The sequence below is a fragment of the Aliiglaciecola aliphaticivorans genome (genome assembly GCF_054782055.1).
Genome location: NZ_BAAGTF010000020.1, coordinates 46532 through 69043 on the forward strand (window position 1 = coordinate 46532; position 22512 = coordinate 69043).

Sequence of the window (22512 nt, forward strand, 5' to 3'; positions counted from 1 at the left end):
ATTAAAAAGAAATCACGCATAAATAAGGGTCTCATAAGAATCTCGTTTAAGGTAATATTAAATACTAGCTAATGACAATCTCCCATAATGAATTATTAAACCGACTAATCGATTTGGAAGTCGTAATGCGCAGTGAGCAATTGTGGTCGGCTAGGCAACCTTCTCCAGATGCATTGAAAAGTGAGTTACCTTTCGCCATTGACACACTTAGAATCGAACAGTGGCTGCAGTTTGTGTTTATTCCCAAAATGAAAGAATTAATTAATAGGGGGCAGATGTTGCCAAACGCATTGGCCATTTCTCCCGTGGTACAAAATACGCTGAAACAAGAAGATTATCCTTTGGTAGTTAACGCGATAAATAAAATAGATTTATTATTCAATGTAGGTCAGCTGTAATTATGACACTAACCATTTTATATCAAGATGAATATCTAGTGGCTATCGATAAACCTGCGGGTCTACTCGTTCATCGGAGTATGATTGACCGTCACGAAACACAGTTTGCTATGCAAATTCTGCGCGATCAGCTAGGGCAACATGTTTTTCCCGTTCACCGTCTTGATAAACCCACTTCAGGCGTGTTGCTGTTTGCTTTATCTTCTGAGGTTGCCCGATCACTAACTGAGCAATTCAGCAACAAGCACATTGCTAAAACTTACTTTGCAATTGTGCGTGGCTATTGTCCTGATCGCGGCAGCATTGATTATCCGCTAAAAGAAAAATTGGACAAAATAGCTGACAAAAAAGCACGCCAAGATAAACCAGCACAAGATGCCGTGACGGAGTATGAATGTATCCAGCAGTTTGAATTACCCTTCGCTGTAGGGCGTTATCAAACTGCTCGCTATTCCCTTGTTAAATTGCATCCTTTGACGGGACGTAAACACCAGTTACGAAGACATATGGCTCATATACGGCATCCTATTGTGGGCGACACTTCCCATGGCGACGGTAAACAAAATGCGTTTATACGGCAGCAATATGCTTTTGTTGGTTTGGGTTTGACCTGCAGTGAAATGACCTTTACTCATCCAATTACACAAAATTCGCTGAAAATTTGCTGTCAATTTGATATAAGAATGGCAGGGTTAATTGAACAATGGGGCCTAGACCTCAATCAACTACAACAACTAACTGGTCTAAGCGCCAGTTAATCAATCTGAGGAACGTTTTACGATGGTAGATGTGGGAATTTTTGTGGGTTCTGTATACGGTAACGCTCAGCACGTTGCAGAGCAAGTGGAGGAAATGATTGCCGAAAAGGGACACAGCGTAGAACTTTTTATTGATGGTACCTTAGATAATTTTAAAGAAACCAAGTCGGTTCTTTTTATCAGTTCTACAACCGGCCAAGGCGATTTACCGCCAAATTTAGAATTTTTAATCATGGATTTGAAAGATACTATGCCATTGATGGAGCAAAAACCCTTTGCGGTAGTAGGGCTTGGAGATAGCAGTTACAGTGATAGTTTTTGTGGGGCAGGCAAACAAATATTTGAAGTGCTTGTTGAACTGCAAGGGCAAGCGGTTGCGGATTTGTTGATTGTTGATGTGATGGAGACTTTAGAGCCGGAAGCGGAAGTTGTGCCATGGGTAGAAAGTCTTTTGCCTAAACTAACGGCTTAAAACTCGTCGTTCCAAGTGTCATTTGGCAATAAATACATATAGGTAACGAAGCAACTTATTTTAACTTGTGAGACTGCTTCTTTACCTTTTCATCTGTTAAACAAATTCGCCCTTACAAAAATTTTACTTCTCAATATGGCTATATTTCTAAAGTGAAATAGCTTTATACTAAATTTCAACACTATTTAACTGAATAAACAATAATATATCGAAATCGCTAAAGCGGCGCAGTTTGCATATCTAACTTTAACTGGAGAATTTATTAATGACCTACGAACAAGTTAAAGCTAGGGAATTTGCTGTGAAATCCCATGGTAATCAACGGTATGGAAAGCATCCCTATTCTTATCATTTAGATGATGTCGCTGCCAAAGCAAAAGCATTTGGAGAGGACGCTGAAATCATCGCTTATCTTCACGATGTGGTGGAAGATACGTCTGTCACTATTGAAGATATTGAAGCGCAGTTTGGAAAATTAATTGCAGATTGTGTAGCCGTTGTTACAGACGAAAAAGGCGAAACACGTCGGGAGCGAAAAAAGAAAACCTACCAAAAAATGGCAAATGTGACTGGCGTAACGGAACTGGCGTTAATCGTAAAAGTGTGTGACCGCCTATCAAATGTAAAAAACAGCATTAAAGATCAGAACACCAAAATGTTTATCATGTACTGTCGAGAGCACGATGTATTTCGCGCATCAGCTTACCGTCAAGGGCTGTGTGATGAATTGTGGCAAGAACTAGACAAACTGATAACAACGCCTAACTAAAGCGAATACCTCAGATATTCAATTACCTCTTCCCAGCTAATGATCACTATTTATCTAGCCAAATGTGGCTGTCTATTAAAATCCGTCCCAAATCGCCGCCTCTCAAAGGACACTTAGTTAGATACAAATGGACCAGAATTCAATTGACCTACTGGCTCAGTTTTATATTGAGGTTAATACCAACAAATAAACATGGGTGTCCATGTAATTGTTCGATGTAATTGGAGGTTGATACCAACAGCTAAACGTGGGTGTCCATGTAATTGTCACTATTTATCTAGCCAAATGTGGCTGTCTATTAAAATCCGTCCCAAATCGCCGCCTCTCAAAGGACACTTAGTTTGATACAAATGGACCAGAATTCAATTGACCTACTGGCTCAGTTTTATATTGAGGTTAATACCAACAAATAAACATGGGTGTCCATGTAATTGATTGTCCATGTAATTGTTCCATTTTCCATGTAATTATGGGTGTCCATGTAATTGTTCCGTTAATAGCAACAGCTAAACATGGGTGTCCATGTAATTTGATACCAACAGCTAAACATGGGTGTCCATGTAATTGTTTAAACATGGCTGTCCATGTTGAAGAAATATGATGTGTGAATAAAAACAACCCTGTAAAATGGATTATTTTACAGGGTTGTTATGTGCTTTTTTAATTAGCAATGAATGGTATAGGAAAGACTATTCTGCAGCGCGTAGAAGTGCGTTGATACCTACTTTAGAGCGTGTTTGCGCATCAACTTTTTTCACGATAACCGCAGCATAGAGGCTATATTTACCATCTTTGCTAGGCAGGCTGCCAGAAACAACTACTGAGCCTGCAGGAACACGACCATAGTGCACTTCGCCCGTTTCGCGGTCATAGATTCTTGTACTTTGACCGATGTATACACCCATTGAAATAACACTGCCTTCTTCAACAACTACACCTTCTACAATTTCAGACCGTGCGCCGATAAAGCAATTGTCTTCAATAATGGTCGGATTCGCTTGCAATGGTTCTAGAACACCACCGATTCCAACACCGCCAGATAAATGCACATTTTTACCAATTTGTGCACAAGAGCCTACAGTTGCCCATGTGTCTACCATAGTGCCTTCATCAACAAAAGCGCCTATGTTAACGTAAGAAGGCATGACCACTACATTTTTGCCCACAAATGAGCCGGTTCTCACCGCTGCGGGGGGCACGATACGCACACCTTCAGCTTCAAATTGTGCTTTTGTGTAGTCTGTGTATTTCAATGGTACTTTATCAAAAAAGCGGCTTTCTGCGCCTTCCATAACGTCGTTATCATTGATGCGAAAATACAACAGCACTGCTTTTTTAAGCCACTGGTGAACAACCCATTCTCCGGCTATTTTTTCTGCTACTCTGGCTTCACCAGAGTTCAATAAATCTATGGCGCTAATGACCGCTTGCTTAGTTGCGTCATCTACTGACGCGGCTGTAATTGATGCTCTATTTTCAAAAGCTGCTTCTATTTGGTTTTTTAACTCTGACATGCTTCACCGCTAGTTGGGGGTTGATCTAATAATTGGGTTAATCGTTTTTTAAGTTGAACTTGTTGCTCAGTGGTGAGGGCGTTATCTTGTTCATTAGCAATAATAAACAAATCTTCTGCACGCTCACCAATGGTCGAAATTTTTGCCATATGTAAGGTTAGGTTTAACTCGACAAATAAATGGCCTACTTTGGCAAGTAAACCAGGGGCATCTAATGCTTCGAGCTCTACCATAGTGACATCACTGTTACTCTGATAGAAACGAACTTTAGTGGCTACGTCTAATTGTTTCATTCGACGTGACATTTTGCGCCTGTTGTTATGATCTCTACCCGGTTTAGCAAGTTGGTCTTCTATTGCTTCAACCAAGCTTTTTAAACGACTTGGGGAGGATATGCGAGAGCCATCTTGTTCTAATAAAATAAAACTATCGAAAACATAACCATCTTCGGTAATTGTTATCTGCGCATCGTGAATGGAACAGTTTCGACTATCTAAAACCGACGCTATTTGTGCAAATAATGCAGGGCGATTTTTACCGTAAACTAATAACTCTGTGCCAGCTTTAGCGGTTGTATCGTTTAACGCAATGGTGATGGTATTTTCATCTTTGCTTTCTGCTTTCGCCACTTCTTTTGTGTGCCATGCCAATTGCTTAGGACTGAATCTAGCAAAGTAATCATTATTTAACCGATGCCAAAATTGGTCTATTTGTGCAGCAGTAATGCCTTGCTCATTCAGCATCTCTCTGGCTTCTATTTGATGCTTATTCACTCTTTCTAGCAAGGTAATGCCGCACTGAAGGCCATTATCTAATGCCTTTTGGGTCAATAAATACAATTCTCTGATTAAGGACGCTTTCCAATCATTCCAGAGGTTATTATTGGTGGCTCGAATATCCGCTAAAGTTAAGGCATATAGATGTTTTAAATGATTTTGACTTTTCACTGCGCGAGCGAATTCACCAATAATTTCGGGATCATAGATGTCTCTGCGTTGAGCAACCACAGACATGAGAAGATGGTTCTCTACCAACCAACGAATTAATTCCGCATCATCACCATCGATGCCATGGGACTGGCAAAACGTAACGACATCTGCTGCACCCAATACTGAATGATCGCCGTTTCTACCTTTTCCAATATCATGGAAAATAGCGGCCAAATATAATAATTCCGGCTTATCCGTTTCTCTTACAATCTTTTTGCAGCGGGGGAAATCTCTATTTTCTTCACTGTGATAACTATATACATGTTTTACTAGTCTGTGAGTATGCTCATCCACCGTATAAGCATGAAATAGGTCAAATTGCATCATACCTACAATGTTGTCCCATTGCGGTAAATACGCTTGAAGAATTCCGTGCTTATGCATTAAATCCCATCCTAATCCAAAGAAATTAGGATGACGCATAAGCTGCATAAACAACTTACGACACTCGGGGATTTCACAATAATACTGGCCATTGAGTTTTCGGCGTGCATTGCGAAGTTGACGCAAACAGCTGGAATGCAATCCGGTGCAATCTGGTGTGTTGGCTATGAGTAGCAAAAATGAAAGTATATCTTTTGGCGTGGTAAAAACGTCGTCTTGAAGAGGGCTGATTAAGCCATCTAACAATTCAAATTTGTCATCAATTATCTGATGGTTTTTAACTTTTAACTCGAGAATATCCTGTTTGAAATATTGCAGCAACATGCCATTAAGCTCAGACACTCGGCGAACGGTTCGAAAAAATGACTTCATCATTCTTTCAACTGCTTGCTTTCCTTCACCATAGCCTAGTCGTTCAGCAACATCAGTTTGGTAATCAAACAATAATCGATTTTCACTACGTCCAGATATTAAATGCAGGGCAAATCGTATTTGCCAAAGGTGAGAGCGAGATTCAATCAATTCTGCCCATTCTCGTTCTGTAAAATAACCGTGTTCAACTAATTCGTGGCCATTCCAAACATTAAAGTGTTGCTTTGCAACCCAACCAATAGATTGAATATCCCGCAAACAGCCAGGGTTTTCCTTTACATTTGGTTCGAGATTATAGGAGGTATCGTTGAATTTTTTATGGCGTTCTTTTTGCTCTTCATACTTGGCGGTGAAAAAATCTTTACTGGACCAATAGCCTTTACCTTTTATTTTTTTCTGCAGGGTGTCAAAGCTAGATTCACTGCCTATCAATAACCTTGATTCAACTAAGTTAGTGGCGATAGTTGTGTCGCCTTTGGCTAAATTAAAGGTTTCTTTAATCGTGCGTACTGACTGACCCACATCTAACTTAATATCCCACAGGAACGTAATAAAAGTGCTAATTTTTTCCTGCAACTTAGCATTGATAGTTTTATCGCTGAGAATCAACAGATCCACGTCAGAGTGAGGCTGAAGTTGACCTCTACCGTAACCGCCCACAGCAACTAAAGCCAAGCCTTTTTGATTGTCTAAATCAACTAATTTCCAAGCGCGTAAAAGCAAAGCATCGATGAAAACAGCTCTTTCGTGAACTAATTGGTCAACCGGAACTTTAGTGAACTCCTGAGTTAACCATTCTACGCTATCACTTACGCACTTTTTAAAACTGCTAATGTCATTTATATCAGTTATTTTCTGAATATTTTCAATGAGCTGATCTAATGACAATGTTAGTACCTCTAAAAGCTAGAATAAGACGACCGTACGCCAAATATAAACAGACTAAAAATCTCACTCTGTAATGCAAAGTGTCCGTTAACCGAAGTTGTATAGCAAATAACTAATTTACGTTAGTCATAATCATTCATAATAAGTAAAAAAATACTCTGAATTAATGACTTATCACTCTATCAATGGTTTCATCGTCTCGCAGAGTGAGAATTTCGACGCCGTTTTTCGTCACTAATAAGGTATGTTCCCATTGTGCACTTAAACTGCGATCTTTGGTGACCACTGTCCATTGATCAGGAAGGATTTTTGAATAACGTTTACCGGCATTAACCATAGGTTCAATGGTTAAACACATTCCTTCTAGCAACTCAACGCCGGTATTAGGCCGACCATAATGAACTACTTGGGGTTCTTCATGAAAATTCGCACCGATGCCATGGCCACAATACTCGCGAACGATCGAGTAATTATGGCTTTCTGCATGTTGCTGAATCACATGTCCAATATCTCCAAGGCGGGCACCGGGTTTGACGAGTTCAATGCCTTTATACAAGCATTCTTGGGTGACTCTAATTAATCGCTCAGCCAAAATACTTGGTTTACCTACGACAAACATTTTTGAGGTGTCACCGTGATAACCATCTTTAATAACAGTGACATCAATATTAATGGTATCACCATCTTTTAGCTTTTTATCAGAAGGAATACCATGACAAATCACATGGTTAACTGAGGTACAAATAGATTTAGGGAAAGGAGGATGCCCGTAATTTAACGGTGCGGGGATACACTGTTGCTCATTGACAATATAATCATGACAGATTTGATTGAGTTCATCGGTGGTCACGCCCTTTTTAACGTGAGGGCCAATCATTTGTAATACGTCTGCGGCTAGTCTGCCTGCGACACGCATCTTTTCAATTTCATCTGGTGTTTTAATCGTGATTGTCAATTTTGCGTCCTAAAAAATAACTGATTGCAATAATGGGCTGAATTGTATCTTTTCAGCTCAAAAATGTATAGACGAGTGAAAGAAATGGGTATTTAGTTTATTTGAGGTGATTTGCATGGGCTAATTAACGCTTTTTACTTGCGTGGATGAGGGGAGCATGGTATAAAGCGCACCGCAAATTCAATAGCATTATTTTAGTGCTCTGGATGAATGCGAAATTAACTAATAACACACATACATCGACACATTTGTCGGGGTGTCCGCTTCGGGTTTGCCGCCTGAACGGATCGATAGATGGGATGTATGGAGGCCTAACCCCAATTTGAGGAAATTAATAATGGCAAACGTATCAATGCGTGACATGCTCCAAGCGGGCGTGCACTTCGGTCACCAGACTCGTTACTGGAACCCAAAAATGAAACCTTTCATCTTTGGCGCTCGTAACAAAGTTCATATCATTAACCTAGAAAAAACAGTACCTTTGTTCAATGAAGCATTGAACTACATAAGCGGTGTTTCTGCTAAAAAAGGTAAAGTTCTTTTCGTCGGTACTAAGCGCGCAGCTAGCGATGCAGTTAAAGAAGCAGCACAGAAATGTGACCAATTCTACGTTAACAAGCGTTGGTTAGGTGGAATGTTGACTAACTGGAAAACAGTTCGTCAATCAATCAAGCGTTTGAAAGAGCTAGAGCAACAGTCTCAAGACGGCACTTTCGAAAAGTTGACCAAAAAAGAAGTACTTATGCTTCAACGTGAAATGACTAAGCTAGAAAGTAGCTTAGGTGGTATCAAAGACATGGGCGGTCTTCCAGACTGTTTATTCGTTGTTGATGCAGATCACGAGCACATTGCAATTACTGAAGCACGTAACTTGGGTATCCCAGTTATTTCAGTAGTTGATACCAACTCTAACCCAGATGGTGTTGATTACATCATTCCTGGTAACGACGATGCAATTCGTGCTGTTCAATTGTACTTGAATGCAGCAGCTGATGCTGTAAGCCAAGGCCGTGAACAAAACCTTGAAGTACAAGCTGAGCAAGACGATTTCGTTGAAGCAGCTGAGTAATTAAAAAGGCACGGCTTAGTTGTCGTGACCCTGTCATCTTTCTGTGACGTAAGTACATTAAAATGACGAACATCTCATCAGGGGCGGTAATTATTTACGGCCCCTGTTTCTTAAGTTAAGAACCATTTATATATGCTGAGGAAACCAAAATGGCAGTGACAGCAGCCCTAGTAAAAGAACTTCGCGAGCGCACCGGCGCAGGCATGTTGGATTGTAAAAAAGCATTGGTAGAAACCGACGGTGATGTCGAGCTAGCAATTGAAAATATGCGTAAATCTGGTCAAGCAAAAGCCGCTAAAAAAGCTGGCCGTATTGCAGCAGAAGGCGTGATTATGACTAAAGTTGCTAATGGTGTAGCAACTATGATGGAAATTAACAGTGAAACTGACTTCGTTGCTCGCGATGATGGTTTCTTAGCCTTTGCTAACAAATTGGTTGATGTTGCTTCTGCAAATAAAATCAACGACATGGATACGCTTAACAATAGCAAAATCGATGGCGTGACTGTTTCTGATGCCCGTGACACACTAGTTGCAAAAATCGGTGAAAACATCTCTCCTCGTCGCGTTATCTCTGTTGAAGGTGACAACCTTGGTGCATACGTGCACGGCGGTCGTATTGGTGTAATCGCTATTTTGAATGGCGGTGACGAAAATTTGGCAAAAGACATTGCGATGCATATTGCCGCGGCTAGTCCTCAGTTTGTTAAGCCTGAAGATGTACCTGCAGAAGTTGTAGCGAAAGAGAAAGAAATTCAACTTGAAATCGCTATGCAATCAGGCAAGCCTGCTGAAATCGCTGAAAAAATGGTTATCGGTCGCATGAAGAAATTCACTGGCGAAGTTAGCTTGACTGGTCAGCCTTTCGTTAAAGATCCTTCAAACACTGTTGGTCAACTTTTGAAAGCTAAAGGAGCTGACGTTATCAATTTCGTTCGTTTCGAAGTTGGTGAAGGTATCGAGAAGAAAGAAGAAGATTTTGCAGCTGAAGTAGCAGCGCAAATGGAAGCCGCAAAGAAATAATTGAGCCTTTCGCTTTTGCGAAAAGCCAATGTCATATAAACTATCGGCACCTCAATACGAGGTGCCTTTTTATATGTACTATTTACGCGGATAAATTTAGCGGGTTTGAGCCCCTTATCCAATTAACTAAGGAATAGCCAATAAATGAGTATTGCACCAAAATCTGCATATCGAAGAATTCTGCTAAAGTTAAGTGGTGAAGCCCTGATGGGTGACGAAGGATTCGGTATCGACGCCAAAGTTCTAGATAGAATGGCCCAAGAAATCAAAGAATTAGTTGAAATGGGCGTGCAAGTAGGATTAGTCATTGGTGGCGGAAATTTATTTCGCGGTGAAGGGTTAGCGAAAGCTGGAATGAATCGAGTTGTGGGAGACCACATGGGCATGTTGGCCACTGTAATGAACGGTTTAGCCATGCGAGATGCGCTACATCGCGCATTTGTGAATGCACGTTTGATGTCAGCGATTCCCCTCAACGGTGTGTGTGATGCATACAATTGGACTGAGGCAATTAGCCTTTTGAAATCTGGACGGGTAGTGATTTTTTCTGCGGGCACAGGTAACCCATTTTTTACCACAGACTCAGCAGCCTGCTTACGCGGTATTGAAATAGAAGCTGATGCAGTACTTAAAGGTACTAAAGTGGATGGCGTATACAATGATGACCCGGTCACCAATCCAGAAGCGGTATTACTTAAAAACGTAAGTTACCAAGAAGTTCTCGAAAAAGAACTTAAAGTTATGGACTTAGCAGCCTTTACTTTGGCGCGGGATCATAGCTTGCCAATTCGTGTTTACAATATGAACAAACCTGGCGTATTACGCCGTGTTGTTTTAGGCGAAGATGAAGGGACAACAATTTCCCATCAAGGCACAGACAATCAATAACAACGATTTTAAAAACGATTAGTATAATAAGAATTAGGGAGATTGCAGTGATAAATGACATTCATGATGATGCAAAACAACGCATGGAAAAAAGCATCAGTGCACTGAAGAGCCAATTAAGTAAAATTAGAACTGGTCGCGCTCATCCAGCGCTTTTAGATAGTATTATGGTGCCATATTATGGCGCTGATACACCCCTTAAGCAGTTAGCCAATATCTTTGCTGAAGATGCAAGAACACTAGCGTTAACGGTATTTGATAAAAGTGCCGCGGCGGCAGTTGAAAAAGCGATTATGCAATCTGACCTTGGTTTAAATCCAATGAGTTCAGGTGCTGCTATTCGCATTCCATTACCGCCACTAACAGAAGAACGTCGTAAAGACCTAATTAAAGTGGTTAGAAACGAAGCTGAACAAGCACGTATTGCCGTGCGTAATATTCGCCGCGATGCCAACGCTGATCTAAAAGAGTTGGTAAAAGAAAAAGAGCTGAGCGAAGATGAAGGCCGTAAAGGCGAAGAGTTAATTCAAAAATTAACCGACGAATTTGTAAAAACTATCGATAGCGCTTTGCAAGATAAAGAAAAAGAGTTGATGGAAATTTAACCTTTACGGTTGATTCCTATTACCTTATGAGTAATCTAAATATCCCCAAACATGTTGCCATTATTATGGATGGCAACGGCCGTTGGGCAAAAAAGAAGGGTAAGATCCGCACCTTCGGGCACAAAGCTGGTGTTGAGTCTGTGCGGTCTGCTGTTCGCTTTGCTCGTCAAAATGGCATTGAGTCACTTACCTTATTTGCATTTAGCAGTGAAAATTGGAACCGTCCCGCAGAAGAAGTGGGGGTTTTAATGGATTTGTTCAATTTTGTACTAAATAGCGAAGCCAAGAAGTTGAATAAAAATGATGTTCGCTTAAAGGTCATTGGTGACAGATCTCGCTTCGATAGTAAACTTGTTGAAAAAATTAAAAAAGCCGAAAAACTGACGGAAAACAATCGCGCATTAACCCTTAATGTTGCTGCCAATTACGGTGGGCGTTGGGACATTCTGAATGCCGCTAAATCATTTGCTAAACAAGCCGTAGAAAAAGGTTTGAGTATCGACAGCGCTAATGAAGCCGATTTTAATCAGTTTATGGCTTTAGCCGACCAAGCGGAACTTGATTTGCTCATTCGCACTGGTGGAGAACATAGGATCAGTAATTTTTTGATGTGGCAATGTGCATACGCTGAACTTTATTTTACTGATACCCTTTGGCCAGATTTTGATGAGCAAGCATTTCAGCTTGCAGTTAATGATTATTCTGAGCGTCAAAGACGATTTGGTATGACAGGAGAGCAGGTGGAAACTAAATGACAATGTATTCACCTAAGCTCAAAGGCTAATTATGTTAAAACAGCGAATAATCACAGCAGTTATTTTAGCTCCTCTGGCGATAATTTGTATTTTATTTCTACCCCTACTTGGTTTTGAGTTATTTATTGCTCTGGTAGTAGGGTTAGGTGGTTATGAATGGGCTAATATGTCGAGTATTAAGCCTAGGCTTCAAAAAGCAATTTATGCGTTTTTTATCCTCTTTTGCTGCCTTTTCTTAGTTTACTGGGTACCCACTGATTTTATTTGGTACCAAGGGGCGTTAAACAGTCTGTACGTCTATATTTTAGGTGTGGCTGCAATATGGTGGTTTGTTTCACTTCTTATGATTATTGCTTATCCACGCTTTTCAGCGATATGGCGAACGAGTAAAGCGATACGTTGTTTATTTGGTGTGTTTACACTTATCCCTACTTTTGTGTCTGTTGTCTCCCTCCGTTCTCATATGTACGATATCGACCCCTTTTACGGTGTGTCGCTAATCTTTTATGTGCTAGGTATTGTTTGGGCGGCAGATATCGGTGCTTTTTTTGTTGGTGTAAAATTCGGACGTCACAAATTGCGACCTAATGTGTCTCCAGGAAAAACCCTCGAAGGTTTGGCTGGAGGTATCGCTGCTTCTACTGCAATTATTGCCTTTGCTGCTCTGCACTATCAGGTAGATCCAGGTAGAATCTGGATGCATGTTTTGATTGGCGGTTTAACTGTCGGGGTTTCTGCATTGGGCGATTTAAACGAAAGTATGTTTAAACGCTGTGCGGGTATTAAGGACAGCGGCAAGATACTGCCTGGTCATGGTGGTATTCTAGATAGAATTGATAGTCTCACTGCTGCATTTCCAGTATTTGCTTATTGTTACGTGATGTGGATGGCTTAATGCAAAATATTGCGATTTTAGGTGCCACAGGATCCATAGGACAAAGCACGTTAGATGTTATTCAACTGCATCCAGAACAGTTCAACGTGGTTGCGTTAACTGCTCACTCCAATGTTAACAAGCTTATTTCTCAAGCCACTAGATTTGAGCCTGACTATTTAGTCATTTCAGATTTAGCCTCTTACGCTTCGGCTCAACAGGCCGTTAAACATGCAAATCTAAACTGTGAATTGTTGCTAGGCGAAGAAGGTTTGTGTCAAGTCGCATCGGATCCTAAGGTTGACAGTGTTATGGCTGCAATCGTAGGTGCTGCCGGGTTATTACCTACTTTATCGGCAGTGAAGTCGGGTAAAAAGGTGATGTTGGCGAATAAAGAAGCACTGGTTATGTGTGGTGATATCTTCATCCAGGAAGTAAATAAAACCGGCGCGCAACTTTTACCCATCGACAGTGAGCACAATGCTATTTTTCAATGTCTACCACAAGACTTTCAATATGGTGATTTGGCTGCTTCAGGGATTGCCAAAATATTGTTAACCGGTTCTGGTGGACCATTTCTAAATCGTCCTTTAGACAGCTTTAAGGATATTACTCCAGACCAGGCATGTGCTCATCCTAATTGGGATATGGGACGCAAAATTTCCGTTGATTCAGCCACCATGATGAACAAAGGTTTAGAATTCATCGAAGCGAAATGGTTGTTTGGCTTAAACGGGGCAGATATTCAAATTGTATTGCATCCCCAGAGTATTATTCATTCTATGGTGCAATATGCCGATGGCTCGGTACTGGCGCAGATGGGGAATCCGGACATGAAAACCCCCATTGCCCATTGTTTAGCCTTTCCGGAGCGTATTAATGCAGGCGTGAAACCGTTAGATTTTTCTGCTTTAGCGGATTTTAGTTTTCAGGTGCCAGACTTTCAGCGTTATCCAAATTTGAAGCTAGCCATTGATGCGTGCGACGCGGGACAACATGCTACAACAGCACTCAATGCTGCCAATGAGGTGGCTGTGGACGCCTTTTTATCAGAGCAAATTGGCTTTTCTCAAATTGCCCAGGTTAACGAAGAAATGTTGCAGCGCATCGAAAGCCAGCCGCTACACGATATCGAAGGAATTTTAGCTGTAGATAAAGAAGTTAGGATCCTTGCAAAACAGTTTATAGGAAGTTTAGTGTGATTTTCGAGTTTGTTCGTAACCTGTCCGCATTTGTGGTTGCCCTAGGAATACTCGTTGCTGTCCATGAATGGGGACATTTTTGGGTTGCACGTCGTTGTGGGGTGAAAGTTGAACGCTTCTCCATAGGTTTTGGTAAAGCGTTGTGGAAACGCACTGATAAACTCGGTACTGAGTACGTTATTGCGGCTATTCCTTTGGGTGGCTATGTAAAAATGCTTGATGAGCGGGTTGAGCAGGTCAGCGATGCTGATTTGCCTTACGCATTTAATCGCCAACATGTTCTCAAGCGCATTGCCATTGTAGCTGCCGGTCCTATGGTGAATTTCTTATTCGCAATTTTTGCCCTTTATTTGATGCTGTTGATAGGCGAACAAGCGGTTAAACCTATTGTTGGAAATGTAGAGGCCAACTCAATTGCTGCCCAAGCTGGTTTTGAGGAACGGGATCAGATTACCCACATATCTGGCCATGAAACTAAAGATTGGCAAGCCGTTAACTATGAAGTTATGCGTCTAATTGGTGATTCTCATACGCAAGTCCAAGTAACAACTAAAGACGGTTACAACAAAGCACTGGATCTTGATTTAACGGGGTGGCAATTTGACCCTGAAACCACGTCACCCATGGCAAGCTTAGGCTTTGCTCCATTTCGAACTAACCCAACCAAACAGCTTGCGCTAGTGAGTGAATCTTCACCGGCAGCACAGGCTGGTTTGCAGGTGAATGACATTATTCTCAAGTTTAATGGAACTACTGTGGCAAATTGGGAACAAATAGTTGAGCTGATTGAGCAGCACCCGAAACAAAATGTTACTATCACTATCGATAGAAATGGCATTGAACAACAGGTAGCCGCGACTATTGGCGTGAAGCCAGACGATCCTGATACGGGTCTATTAGGTGTAGTCACCTATTTAGAACCTTATCCTGAAGAGTATTTATTTCACAAACAATACGGTCCAGTTGAAGGTTTATCTGAAGGAATAAGTGAAACCTGGCGACTTATAACCTTAAGTTTCGACATGATTGGTAAGCTTTTTACTGGCGATGTATCGGTAAAAAGTTTAAGTGGCCCAATATCGATTGCGCAGGGCGCAGGGATGACAGCGAGTGCTGGAATTGTCGCATTTTTAAGCTTTTTAGCGCTTATTAGTGTGAATTTGGGAATTATTAACCTTTTCCCTCTTCCAGTGCTTGATGGTGGGCACTTACTCTATTATTTTATAGAGCTTTTAACTGGGCGACCGGTTCCAGAATCTGTGCAAGAAGTCGGATTTAAAATTGGCGGGATCATCTTGTTACTGTTAATGACAGTAGCGTTTTATAATGACATTGCGCGTTTATAGTGTGGATGACACAAACTACATTGCCGAAGTAGGCTATGAGTGCTTAGGAAGAATATTAATAAATGAAGTTTAAACAGTTAGTTGTAGCCGGATTAATATGGTCCAGTGCTAGCTTTGCATTTGCTGCTACAGACCAAGAGTTTGTCGTATCCGACATCAAAGTAGAAGGTTTACAAAGGGTTGCTTTGGGGGCTGCACTGACCTATTTGCCGGTGCAAGTCGGCGATACCATGAACAGTTTCCGCTCGGCGCAGTTAATTCGTAGCCTGTATTCATCTACTCACTTTGAAAGCATCGAAATTCTTCGTGACGGCACCACTTTGGTTGTTAAAGTGAAAGAGCGCCCCACGATTAGTAATATTATCTTTGACGGCAACGACGATATTAAAGATGAGCAGCTACAAGAAAGCTTGGATGGTAACAACATTCGAGTTGGTGAGCCTTTAGATAAAACCGTTTTGACCGGTATCGAAAATGGTTTGAAAGACTTTTTCTACAGTATTGGTAAATATAATGCTGACGTAAGTGCCATTGTCACGCCATTGCCCCGTAACCGCGTTGATTTGAAGCTGTTGTTTGAAGAAGGTGACTCGGCAAAAATTCAACAAATTAATATTGTGGGTAATGAAGTCTTCTCTGATGCAGAGTTACTTAGACAGATGGAATTGAAGTTTGATACGCCATGGTGGGATTTCTTATCTGAAACTCGTTATCAAAAACAAACGCTATCTGGCGATATGGAAACCTTGAGAAGCTACTATTTAGACCGCGGATATTTGCGTTATCAAGTGGATTCAACTCAAGTTTCTATGACCCCAGAAAAAGATGGTATTTATGTAACAATGAATATCTCTGAAGGTGAGCAATATACCATCTCAGAAGTAGACCTAATCGGTGACTTGCTAGGCAACGAAGAATACATGCGCGCCGTTTTGCCGCTAACAGCTGGTGAGTTATACAACCAAGCAGAGGTTACTTATACTGAAGAATTCTTCAGTAAGTACCTAGGTCGTTTTGGATATGCTTATCCTACAGTCACCACCATTCCAGAAATTAATGATGTAGACAAAACTGTTAAATTAACCTTATCGGTGGATCCTGGTAAGCGGATTTACGTGAACCGCATTACCTTTGAAGGAAACACTGTGACAGCCGATGAAGTGCTGCGTCAATCTGTGAGTCAGATGGAAGGGACTTGGTTGTCTAATAGTTCATTGGAGTCATCTAAGAACAACTTATCACGCTTGACCTATATGGAAGAAGTGGACTTCGAAACCGTCCGTTTACCAGGTGAAGATGATAAAGTCGACGTCGTCTATAAAGTTAAAGAGCAACCGTCAGGTTCGTTTAACGCGGGTGTAGGGTACGGTGATAGAACAAAACTGAGCTTACAAGCGGGTATTCAACAGGATAACTTCCTAGGTACGGGTAAACGAATAGCATTTAATGTGAGTACGGTATCCTATCAAAAGAGTATTCAGCTATCCTATACTGACCCTTATTTCACCATTGATGGAATCAGTTTAGGTGGCAGTATTTCATACAGTGAGTTTGATGCGGGTAGTGCAAACCTCGTTCAATACAACAGTAAACAATACAGTATTGGTGTAAATGCAGGTTACCCAATCAACGAATTTAACCGAATTAACTTTGGTCTAAGCTTTAGTGATGTCGAGCTGTCTCGACGCAGTAACTATGAACAGACTGATCGTTTCTACAATCAATTCGTAAATGAAGATGATCCAGATGCTCCTATTGATTACTCAAGCTTTTTAGCATCAGTATCTTGGACACGTAGTACCTTAAACCGAGGGATATTCCCAACGGCAGGTTCGTCACAAAGTGCATCTTTTAGTATTACTACCCCTAATTCTGACGTCAATTATTTCAAATCGATATTTGATACTAAGTTCTATTTCCCTCTTAGTCGTGACCAACGTTGGTCTGTACTGACTCGACTGCGTGCGGGCTACGGTAACGGCTATGGTGAAACAAATGGGATTGAACAAATACTACCATTTACTCAGAACTTCACCGCCGGTGGTAGCGATACATTACGTGGCTTCGAAAATAACACCGTAGGACCACGTGGCGTGCAATTATCTCCAACCAGTATTGTCGGTCCCGACGGAGAAACTATCTTGTTAGGTCCTGAATCCGACCAAGTTGCTGTTTCTTCTCGCTCCTTAGGTGGTAATGCTATGTTACTCGGTGGCGTAGAGTTAATTGTACCTACTCCCTTTGTGGGCGAAGAGTTCGATAATTCAGTACGCTCAAGTCTATTCATTGATGCCGGTAATGTGTGGGATACTGAGTTCGACTATAGCTTGTATCGCGATTTAGACCAGATTAGTGAAGACCCTGTAGCCGATTACAGTGATTGGACTCGCTATAGAGCTTCTTATGGAGTTTCTGTACAATGGCTTTCACCGATGGGACCAATGGTGTTTAGCTTCTCAAGAGCTCTACAAGAACGTGTTGGAGATGACGTTAAATTCTTCTCTTTCAATATTGGACAAACATTTTAAACACGACTTTAATCAAAGATTATTAATCATATACTTAGCTTGAGCTAAGAACATAATTTAAACCAGGAAGGAGTTTCCCTTGAAACAAATATTTAAAACCTTAGTTGTTACTGCACTTTTCAGTAGTGCTTTATTAAGTTCAGTTGCTTACGCAGAACAGAAAATTGCAGTTGTGAGTCGTGAAGCGGTTATTCAGCAAATGCCGCAAGCAATTGCTAGTCAGCAAGCATTACAAATTGAATTTAAAGACGAAGGTTCAAAGGTCGATGCTATGCGTCAGAAAATAGCGACTGACCTAGAAACACTTAAGAAAAACGCACCTACAATGAGCGAAGCGCAAATTAAAGCGGAGCAGGAGCGTTTACAAGCTGCTAATACTGAATTTGAAGCATTAGCAAAACCATTGCAGGAAAAATTACAAAAACGTAGACAAGAAGAAAACACTAAAATCGTGACTATTCTTCAGCAAGCTATTCAAGCGGTTGTCACTGAAGAGAAAATTGATATGGTTTTAGACAGACAAGCGGTTGTTTTTGCTACTCCTCAATACGATATCTCAGAAAAAGTATTGAAAAAAGTTAGTCAAATGAAATAACCACCGGAGCCTGTATGCAGTCACTCAGTTTAAAACAATTGGCAGATTTTATTGGCGCTACCATCCATTTATCTGGCAATGATACTGAAGATACCCAGATTAATAGTTTGAGTACCTTGGCGAATGCAGGCATTGGTCAGATTTCCTTTTTATCGAATAGCAAGTATCGTAGTCATCTAGCTGACACTAGAGCACAGGCGGTTATTTTACATCCAGATGAGTTATCCCATTGTCCTTGTACAGCGCTGGTTCATGCAAATCCATATGTAGGATTCGCGTTAGTTGCACAGGCCCTTGATACGACTCCTGATGCCGCATCAGGTATTCATCCATCAGCTGTAATAGCAGATGATGTGATTATGGGTGAAAATGTAAGCGTGGGAGCACAAGCCGTCATTGAGTCTGGGGTTGTGCTGGGTGACGATGTTCAAGTAGGAGCGGGTACCTTTATTGGCAAAAACTGCCAATTAGGAAACAAAACCAAGCTTTGGGCAAATGTTACTATCTACCACAACACTGTCATGGGGGAGCACTGCTTAATCCAATCTGCTACCGTTATTGGCAGTGATGGGTTTGGCTATGCTAATGATAAAGGTAAATGGATTAAAATTCCGCAATTGGGACGTGTTGTCATAGGTAACCGTGTTGAGATTGGTGCTAGTACCACCATCGATCGTGGTGCCCTAGAGGATACGATTATTTCCGATGGCGTGATCATTGATAATCAAATACAAATTGCCCATAACGTTGAGATTGGCGAAAATACAGCTATGGCAGGATGCTCAGTGATAGCTGGCAGTACTAAATTGGGTAAAAATTGCAGCGTTGCAGGGCTGTGTGGCTTTAACGGACATATTGATGTCTGCGATAACTCGCATTTTACTGGAATGAGCATGGTAACCAAGAGTGTAACCGCACCTGGTTTATATTCTTCTGGTATGCCGGCGGTACCAAATTTAGAGTGGCGTAAAAATGCGGTTCAACTCAAGAAAATTTCGTCTATTGCTAAACGTGTCAAAGTTTTAGAAAAACAACAAACTACAAAGTAATTGGGGCGACACCATTACTTCATAAAGGAGATCAGCCTTTGGCCGACAATTTGAACACTATCGAAATCGAAGAAATTATGGCGCTTTTACCCCATAGGTATCCTTTTCTACTGATTGATAGAGTGACTGAATACGTACTAGGTGAAACCATCAAAGCCTATAAAAATGTAACCTTTAATGAGCCGTGTTTCACTGGCCATTTCCCTGGCAAGCCTATATTTCCTGGTGTTTTAATTCTTGAAGCCATGGCCCAAGCGGCTGGTATCCTAGGGTTTAAAACGGCAGGCAATAGCGATGAATTATACCTGTATGCAGGAATAGACAACGCGCGTTTTAAACGTCCAGTGGTTCCTGGTGACAGATTAGATTTTGATGTGTGTGTGGTTAAAGAAAAACGCGGTATTTGGAAATTTAAGGGCGTCGCCAGTGTCGACGGCCAAGAAGCCTGTGTTGCTGAATTTATGTGTGCAATGAGGAAGATGTAACCTGTGATCCATGATACTGCTATTGTGCATCCGTCTGCTAAATTAGCAAAAGACGTTCAAATAGGACCATATTCCGTTATTGGTGAAGATGTTGAGATTGACAGTGGAACTGTTATCGAGTCACATGTGGTTATAAAAGGGCCATGTACGATTGGTAAAAACAATCGTTTTTTCCAATTTGGCTCCATAGGTGAAGAATGCCAGGATAAAAAATATGCTGGCGAGAAAACTCGCCTTGAAATCGGTGATAATAACGTTTTTCGGGAATCAGTAACTATCCACCGTGGTACTGTTCAAGACAAATCCCTTACTAAAATAGGCTCTAATAATCTGTTTATGGCTTATGCCCATGTGGCCCATGATTGTGTGATTGGCGATGATAATATCTTTGCAAACAATGCAACCTTGGCTGGTCATGTGCATGTTGGCAGTTCTGTTATATTAGGTGGTAATACCGCTGTGCATCAGTTCTGTAAAATTGGTTCTAATAGCTTTACCGGTGGCGGTGGGATTATATTACGCGATATTCCTCCCTATGTAATGATCAACGGAATCGATAATACGCCTGCCGGAATTAACTCTGAAGGTTTACGTCGCAGAGGCTTTGATAAAGAGGTGATAATGAGTATTAAACGTGCTTATAAAGTACTTTATCGAAATGGTAATCGAGCCGAAGAAGCTGTGCAAGAGTTACGCAAGATGGCAGAAACCACAAAAGAAGTGGGGTTAATGGCCGAATTTGTTGCGAACTCTAATCGAGGAATTATCCGCTAAACTTAGTGTTTAGTTTTTATCGCAAACTGCGAGCCAACCTGATATGTCTGAGCGTCCATTAAAAATTGCTATCGTTGCCGGAGAAGCCTCTGGTGACGTTTTAGCTGCGGGTATGATAAAACAAATCCTTGCCATTCATCCTGATGCGCAGTTTACAGGGATTGCTGGGCCAAATATGCTTGAACAAGGTTGCAAGACCCTGTTTGATATGGAAGAGCTTTCGGTAATGGGAATAGTCGAAGTACTGTCTCGCATTCGACGACTGTTATTCATTCGAAAATCCGTTTTGCAACATTTTACGGAAGATCCCCCAGATGTGTTCATAGGCGTGGATGCTCCAGATTTTAACCTTCCCTTAGAAAAGAAACTCAAAAAACTAGGCATTAAAACCGTTCATTACGTCAGCCCAACCGTTTGGGCTTGGCGTGAAAATCGTATATTTGGTATCGCTGAGGCTACCAATTTGGTACTCAGTATTTTCCCATTCGAAAAAGCGGTTTACGACAAACATGGCTTCCCGTGTCAATTTGTTGGTCACACTATGGCGGATGACATCGCCCTTTACCCCGATCAGGCACTGGCTCGTCAACAATTAGATGGCGTGGAACTAAGTGAAAACGCAAAAGTATTGGCGTTATTACCTGGCAGTCGCGGGGGGGAAGTGAGTATGCTGCTTGAGATATTCTTGCTAAGTGCAAGTAAAGTCTGTGCCACAGTTGATGATTTGCATGTGATTATTCCAGCGGTAAACGAGTCGCGAAAAAATCAAATTGAAGCAATAGTAGCGACATTTAAAGATTCACCAAAATATCCTAAAAACATGCATATATCTGTAGTCATGAGGCAGTCTCGTAACGTTATGATAGCGGCGGATGGAATTTTACTTGCTTCGGGTACGGCTTCTTTAGAAGCCATGTTATGCAAACGTCCAATGGTGGTTGCCTATCGGTTGAAATGGCTGACACACCAAATCATGAAAGTAATGTATAAGCCTAATTATTTCTCATTACCAAATGTGTTGGCAGATAAGCCCATAGTCCCTGAATTGTTGCAAGAAGAGGTTAATCCAGAGACTATCTCCAAGTACCTGATCCCCATGTTTAGCGGAGACAACTTAAAGGTCCCGGAGGAATTCGTGGGGTTGCATAAAATGTTGAAACAAGATGCAGATAAACAAGCCGCTGCAGCAGTCTTAAAATTAATTGGTGCCCAATATGAATGATGCTTTGCGGATTGCCGGAGTGGATGAAGTAGGTCGTGGTCCTTTAGTGGGCGATGTGGTCACTGCTGCGGTTATACTTGATCCCAATAAGCCTATTTTAGGATTGAATGATTCTAAAAAGCTAAGTGAAAAAAAGCGCAATCTCCTTTTCGATGAAATTATTGAAAACGCATTATCCTGGTCGGTGGGGCGAGCAAGCCCCAAAGAAACTGATCACCTTAATATTTTACATGCCACCATGTTAGCCATGAAACGAGCGGTAGAAAGCTTATCAATACAACCTGATTTAGTTAAAGTCGATGGAAACCGATGTCCTGATTGGCAATACACTAGTGAAGCTATTGTAAAAGGAGATGGCAGCGTTGCTGAGATTTCTGCTGCATCTATTATTGCTAAAGTTACCCGTGATAGGGAAATGGCGGAATTACATTTACAATATCCAGAATATGGTTTTAATCAACATAAAGGCTACCCCACCAAAGCCCACTTGCAACGTTTGGCTGAACTGGGTCCAACACAAGAATACCGTATGAGTTTTAAACCAGTGCAACAGGTTTTGATACAACAAAATGGAGTTATCCGTGCAGTCTGAAGTCAGT

At 41.3% G+C, this 22512-nt stretch carries 22 protein-coding genes; 19 read left to right on the forward strand and 3 right to left on the reverse strand.

The genetic code is table 11. From position 1 onward, the window contains the following. The first annotated feature begins 71 nt into the window (after positions 1-71). The 4 genes from ACYVIL_RS11905 (at position 72) to ACYVIL_RS11920 (ending at position 2397) form a co-directional block, all read left to right on the forward strand. Complete coding sequence (locus ACYVIL_RS11905) at positions 72-398, forward strand: YqcC family protein (protein ID WP_460312574.1); 327 nt, start codon at positions 72-74, stop codon at positions 396-398. A gap of 2 nt (positions 399-400) precedes the next feature. Next, a complete protein-coding gene (truC, locus tag ACYVIL_RS11910) occupies positions 401-1156 on the forward strand; it encodes a tRNA pseudouridine(65) synthase TruC (RefSeq protein ID WP_303477184.1) in 756 nt (251 codons plus the stop codon). A 22-nt stretch (positions 1157-1178) separates the two neighbouring features. Continuing rightward, entirely contained in the window at positions 1179-1628 is a 450-nt protein-coding gene (locus ACYVIL_RS11915; RefSeq protein WP_303477180.1) for a flavodoxin domain-containing protein, read from the forward strand. 265 nt (positions 1629-1893) lie between these two features. After that, complete coding sequence (locus ACYVIL_RS11920) at positions 1894-2397, forward strand: HD domain-containing protein (protein ID WP_460312575.1); 504 nt, start codon at positions 1894-1896, stop codon at positions 2395-2397. A gap of 689 nt (positions 2398-3086) precedes the next feature. Here ACYVIL_RS11920 and dapD read toward each other — a convergent pair. The 3 genes from dapD to map form a co-directional block, all read right to left on the reverse strand. Continuing rightward, positions 3087-3911 carry a 2,3,4,5-tetrahydropyridine-2,6-dicarboxylate N-succinyltransferase gene (gene dapD, locus ACYVIL_RS11925; protein WP_303474462.1) on the reverse strand — a complete coding sequence of 275 codons (825 nt, stop codon included), beginning with the start codon at positions 3909-3911 and terminating at the stop codon, positions 3087-3089. After that, on the reverse strand, positions 3899-6544 hold the full coding sequence (glnD, locus tag ACYVIL_RS11930; RefSeq protein ID WP_460312576.1) for a [protein-PII] uridylyltransferase: 2646 nt from the start codon (positions 6542-6544) through the stop codon (positions 3899-3901). Before glnD ends, dapD begins: the two co-directional genes overlap by 13 nt. 163 nt (positions 6545-6707) lie before the next feature. Continuing rightward, a complete protein-coding gene (map, locus tag ACYVIL_RS11935; protein WP_303474460.1) occupies positions 6708-7499 on the reverse strand; it encodes a type I methionyl aminopeptidase in 792 nt (263 codons plus the stop codon). Between the two features lie 337 nt (positions 7500-7836). On the opposite strand from map, the gene rpsB reads away from it, so the two are divergent. From rpsB to rnhB, 15 genes are all read left to right on the forward strand, one after another. Continuing rightward, positions 7837-8568 (forward strand): 30S ribosomal protein S2, encoded by a 732-nt coding sequence (gene rpsB / locus ACYVIL_RS11940; RefSeq protein ID WP_303474459.1) that lies wholly within the window; start codon positions 7837-7839, stop codon positions 8566-8568. A gap of 149 nt (positions 8569-8717) precedes the next feature. Continuing rightward, entirely contained in the window at positions 8718-9590 is an 873-nt protein-coding gene (gene tsf / locus ACYVIL_RS11945; RefSeq protein ID WP_460312577.1) for a translation elongation factor Ts, read from the forward strand. Between the two features lie 144 nt (positions 9591-9734). Then, positions 9735-10478: a UMP kinase gene (gene pyrH / locus ACYVIL_RS11950; RefSeq protein WP_303474457.1), complete on the forward strand. Its 744-nt coding sequence runs from the start codon at positions 9735-9737 to the stop codon at positions 10476-10478. An 83-nt stretch (positions 10479-10561) separates the two neighbouring features. Next, positions 10562-11083, forward strand: a complete 522-nt coding sequence (gene frr, locus ACYVIL_RS11955) for a ribosome recycling factor (RefSeq protein ID WP_460312621.1) — start codon at positions 10562-10564, stop codon at positions 11081-11083. A 26-nt stretch (positions 11084-11109) separates the two neighbouring features. Beyond that, positions 11110-11838, forward strand: coding sequence for a polyprenyl diphosphate synthase (uppS, locus tag ACYVIL_RS11960; RefSeq protein ID WP_303474455.1), 729 nt, complete (start codon positions 11110-11112; stop codon positions 11836-11838). 31 nt (positions 11839-11869) lie between these two features. Beyond that, on the forward strand, positions 11870-12733 hold the full coding sequence (locus ACYVIL_RS11965; RefSeq protein ID WP_303474454.1) for a phosphatidate cytidylyltransferase: 864 nt from the start codon (positions 11870-11872) through the stop codon (positions 12731-12733). Further along, the gene (ispC, locus tag ACYVIL_RS11970; RefSeq protein ID WP_460312578.1) at positions 12733-13914 is read left to right on the forward strand and encodes a 1-deoxy-D-xylulose-5-phosphate reductoisomerase; all 1182 of its coding nucleotides are present in this window, start codon (positions 12733-12735) and stop codon (positions 13912-13914) included. Before ACYVIL_RS11965 ends, ispC begins: the two co-directional genes overlap by 1 nt. Further along, on the forward strand, positions 13914-15260 hold the full coding sequence (rseP, locus tag ACYVIL_RS11975) for a sigma E protease regulator RseP (protein WP_460312622.1): 1347 nt from the start codon (positions 13914-13916) through the stop codon (positions 15258-15260). Before ispC ends, rseP begins: the two co-directional genes overlap by 1 nt. Positions 15261-15322: 62 nt before the next feature. Then, positions 15323-17788, forward strand: coding sequence for an outer membrane protein assembly factor BamA (gene bamA / locus ACYVIL_RS11980; RefSeq protein WP_460312579.1), 2466 nt, complete (start codon positions 15323-15325; stop codon positions 17786-17788). 79 nt (positions 17789-17867) lie between these two features. Then, positions 17868-18383, forward strand: a complete 516-nt coding sequence (locus ACYVIL_RS11985) for an OmpH/Skp family outer membrane protein (RefSeq protein WP_303474451.1) — start codon at positions 17868-17870, stop codon at positions 18381-18383. A 14-nt stretch (positions 18384-18397) separates the two neighbouring features. Then, positions 18398-19432, forward strand: coding sequence for a UDP-3-O-(3-hydroxymyristoyl)glucosamine N-acyltransferase (lpxD, locus tag ACYVIL_RS11990; protein ID WP_460312580.1), 1035 nt, complete (start codon positions 18398-18400; stop codon positions 19430-19432). A 38-nt stretch (positions 19433-19470) separates the two neighbouring features. Beyond that, positions 19471-19917, forward strand: coding sequence for a 3-hydroxyacyl-ACP dehydratase FabZ (fabZ, locus tag ACYVIL_RS11995; RefSeq protein WP_303474449.1), 447 nt, complete (start codon positions 19471-19473; stop codon positions 19915-19917). A gap of 3 nt (positions 19918-19920) precedes the next feature. Next, positions 19921-20691 carry an acyl-ACP--UDP-N-acetylglucosamine O-acyltransferase gene (lpxA, locus tag ACYVIL_RS12000; protein WP_303474448.1) on the forward strand — a complete coding sequence of 257 codons (771 nt, stop codon included), beginning with the start codon at positions 19921-19923 and terminating at the stop codon, positions 20689-20691. A gap of 43 nt (positions 20692-20734) precedes the next feature. Beyond that, entirely contained in the window at positions 20735-21913 is a 1179-nt protein-coding gene (gene lpxB, locus ACYVIL_RS12005; protein WP_460312581.1) for a lipid-A-disaccharide synthase, read from the forward strand. Further along, positions 21906-22505 carry a ribonuclease HII gene (rnhB, locus tag ACYVIL_RS12010; RefSeq protein WP_460312582.1) on the forward strand — a complete coding sequence of 200 codons (600 nt, stop codon included), beginning with the start codon at positions 21906-21908 and terminating at the stop codon, positions 22503-22505. The genes lpxB and rnhB overlap by 8 nt, the downstream gene beginning before the upstream one ends. Positions 22506-22512: the final 7 nt, after the last annotated feature.

What these genes read in the sequence shown, in the direction of transcription:
- lpxD (WP_460312580.1), top strand. Translation starts at nt 18,398, where the DNA reads ATGCAGTCACTCAGTTTAAAACAATTGGCAGATTTTATTGGCGCTACC.
- pyrH (WP_303474457.1), top strand. Translation starts at nt 9,735, where the DNA reads ATGAGTATTGCACCAAAATCTGCATATCGAAGAATTCTGCTAAAGTTA.
- rpsB (WP_303474459.1), top strand. Translation starts at nt 7,837, where the DNA reads ATGGCAAACGTATCAATGCGTGACATGCTCCAAGCGGGCGTGCACTTC.
- ACYVIL_RS11905 (WP_460312574.1), top strand. Translation starts at nt 72, where the DNA reads ATGACAATCTCCCATAATGAATTATTAAACCGACTAATCGATTTGGAA.
- ACYVIL_RS11920 (WP_460312575.1), top strand. Translation starts at nt 1,894, where the DNA reads ATGACCTACGAACAAGTTAAAGCTAGGGAATTTGCTGTGAAATCCCAT.
- truC (WP_303477184.1), top strand. Translation starts at nt 401, where the DNA reads ATGACACTAACCATTTTATATCAAGATGAATATCTAGTGGCTATCGAT.
- tsf (WP_460312577.1), top strand. Translation starts at nt 8,718, where the DNA reads ATGGCAGTGACAGCAGCCCTAGTAAAAGAACTTCGCGAGCGCACCGGC.
- lpxB (WP_460312581.1), top strand. Translation starts at nt 20,735, where the DNA reads ATGTCTGAGCGTCCATTAAAAATTGCTATCGTTGCCGGAGAAGCCTCT.
- ACYVIL_RS11915 (WP_303477180.1), top strand. Translation starts at nt 1,179, where the DNA reads ATGGTAGATGTGGGAATTTTTGTGGGTTCTGTATACGGTAACGCTCAG.
- bamA (WP_460312579.1), top strand. Translation starts at nt 15,323, where the DNA reads ATGAAGTTTAAACAGTTAGTTGTAGCCGGATTAATATGGTCCAGTGCT.
- ACYVIL_RS11965 (WP_303474454.1), top strand. Translation starts at nt 11,870, where the DNA reads ATGTTAAAACAGCGAATAATCACAGCAGTTATTTTAGCTCCTCTGGCG.
- frr (WP_460312621.1), top strand. Translation starts at nt 10,562, where the DNA reads ATGGAAAAAAGCATCAGTGCACTGAAGAGCCAATTAAGTAAAATTAGA.
- uppS (WP_303474455.1), top strand. Translation starts at nt 11,110, where the DNA reads ATGAGTAATCTAAATATCCCCAAACATGTTGCCATTATTATGGATGGC.
- dapD (WP_303474462.1), bottom strand. Translation starts at nt 3,911, where the DNA reads ATGTCAGAGTTAAAAAACCAAATAGAAGCAGCTTTTGAAAATAGAGCA.
- rnhB (WP_460312582.1), top strand. Translation starts at nt 21,906, where the DNA reads ATGAATGATGCTTTGCGGATTGCCGGAGTGGATGAAGTAGGTCGTGGT.
- ispC (WP_460312578.1), top strand. Translation starts at nt 12,733, where the DNA reads ATGCAAAATATTGCGATTTTAGGTGCCACAGGATCCATAGGACAAAGC.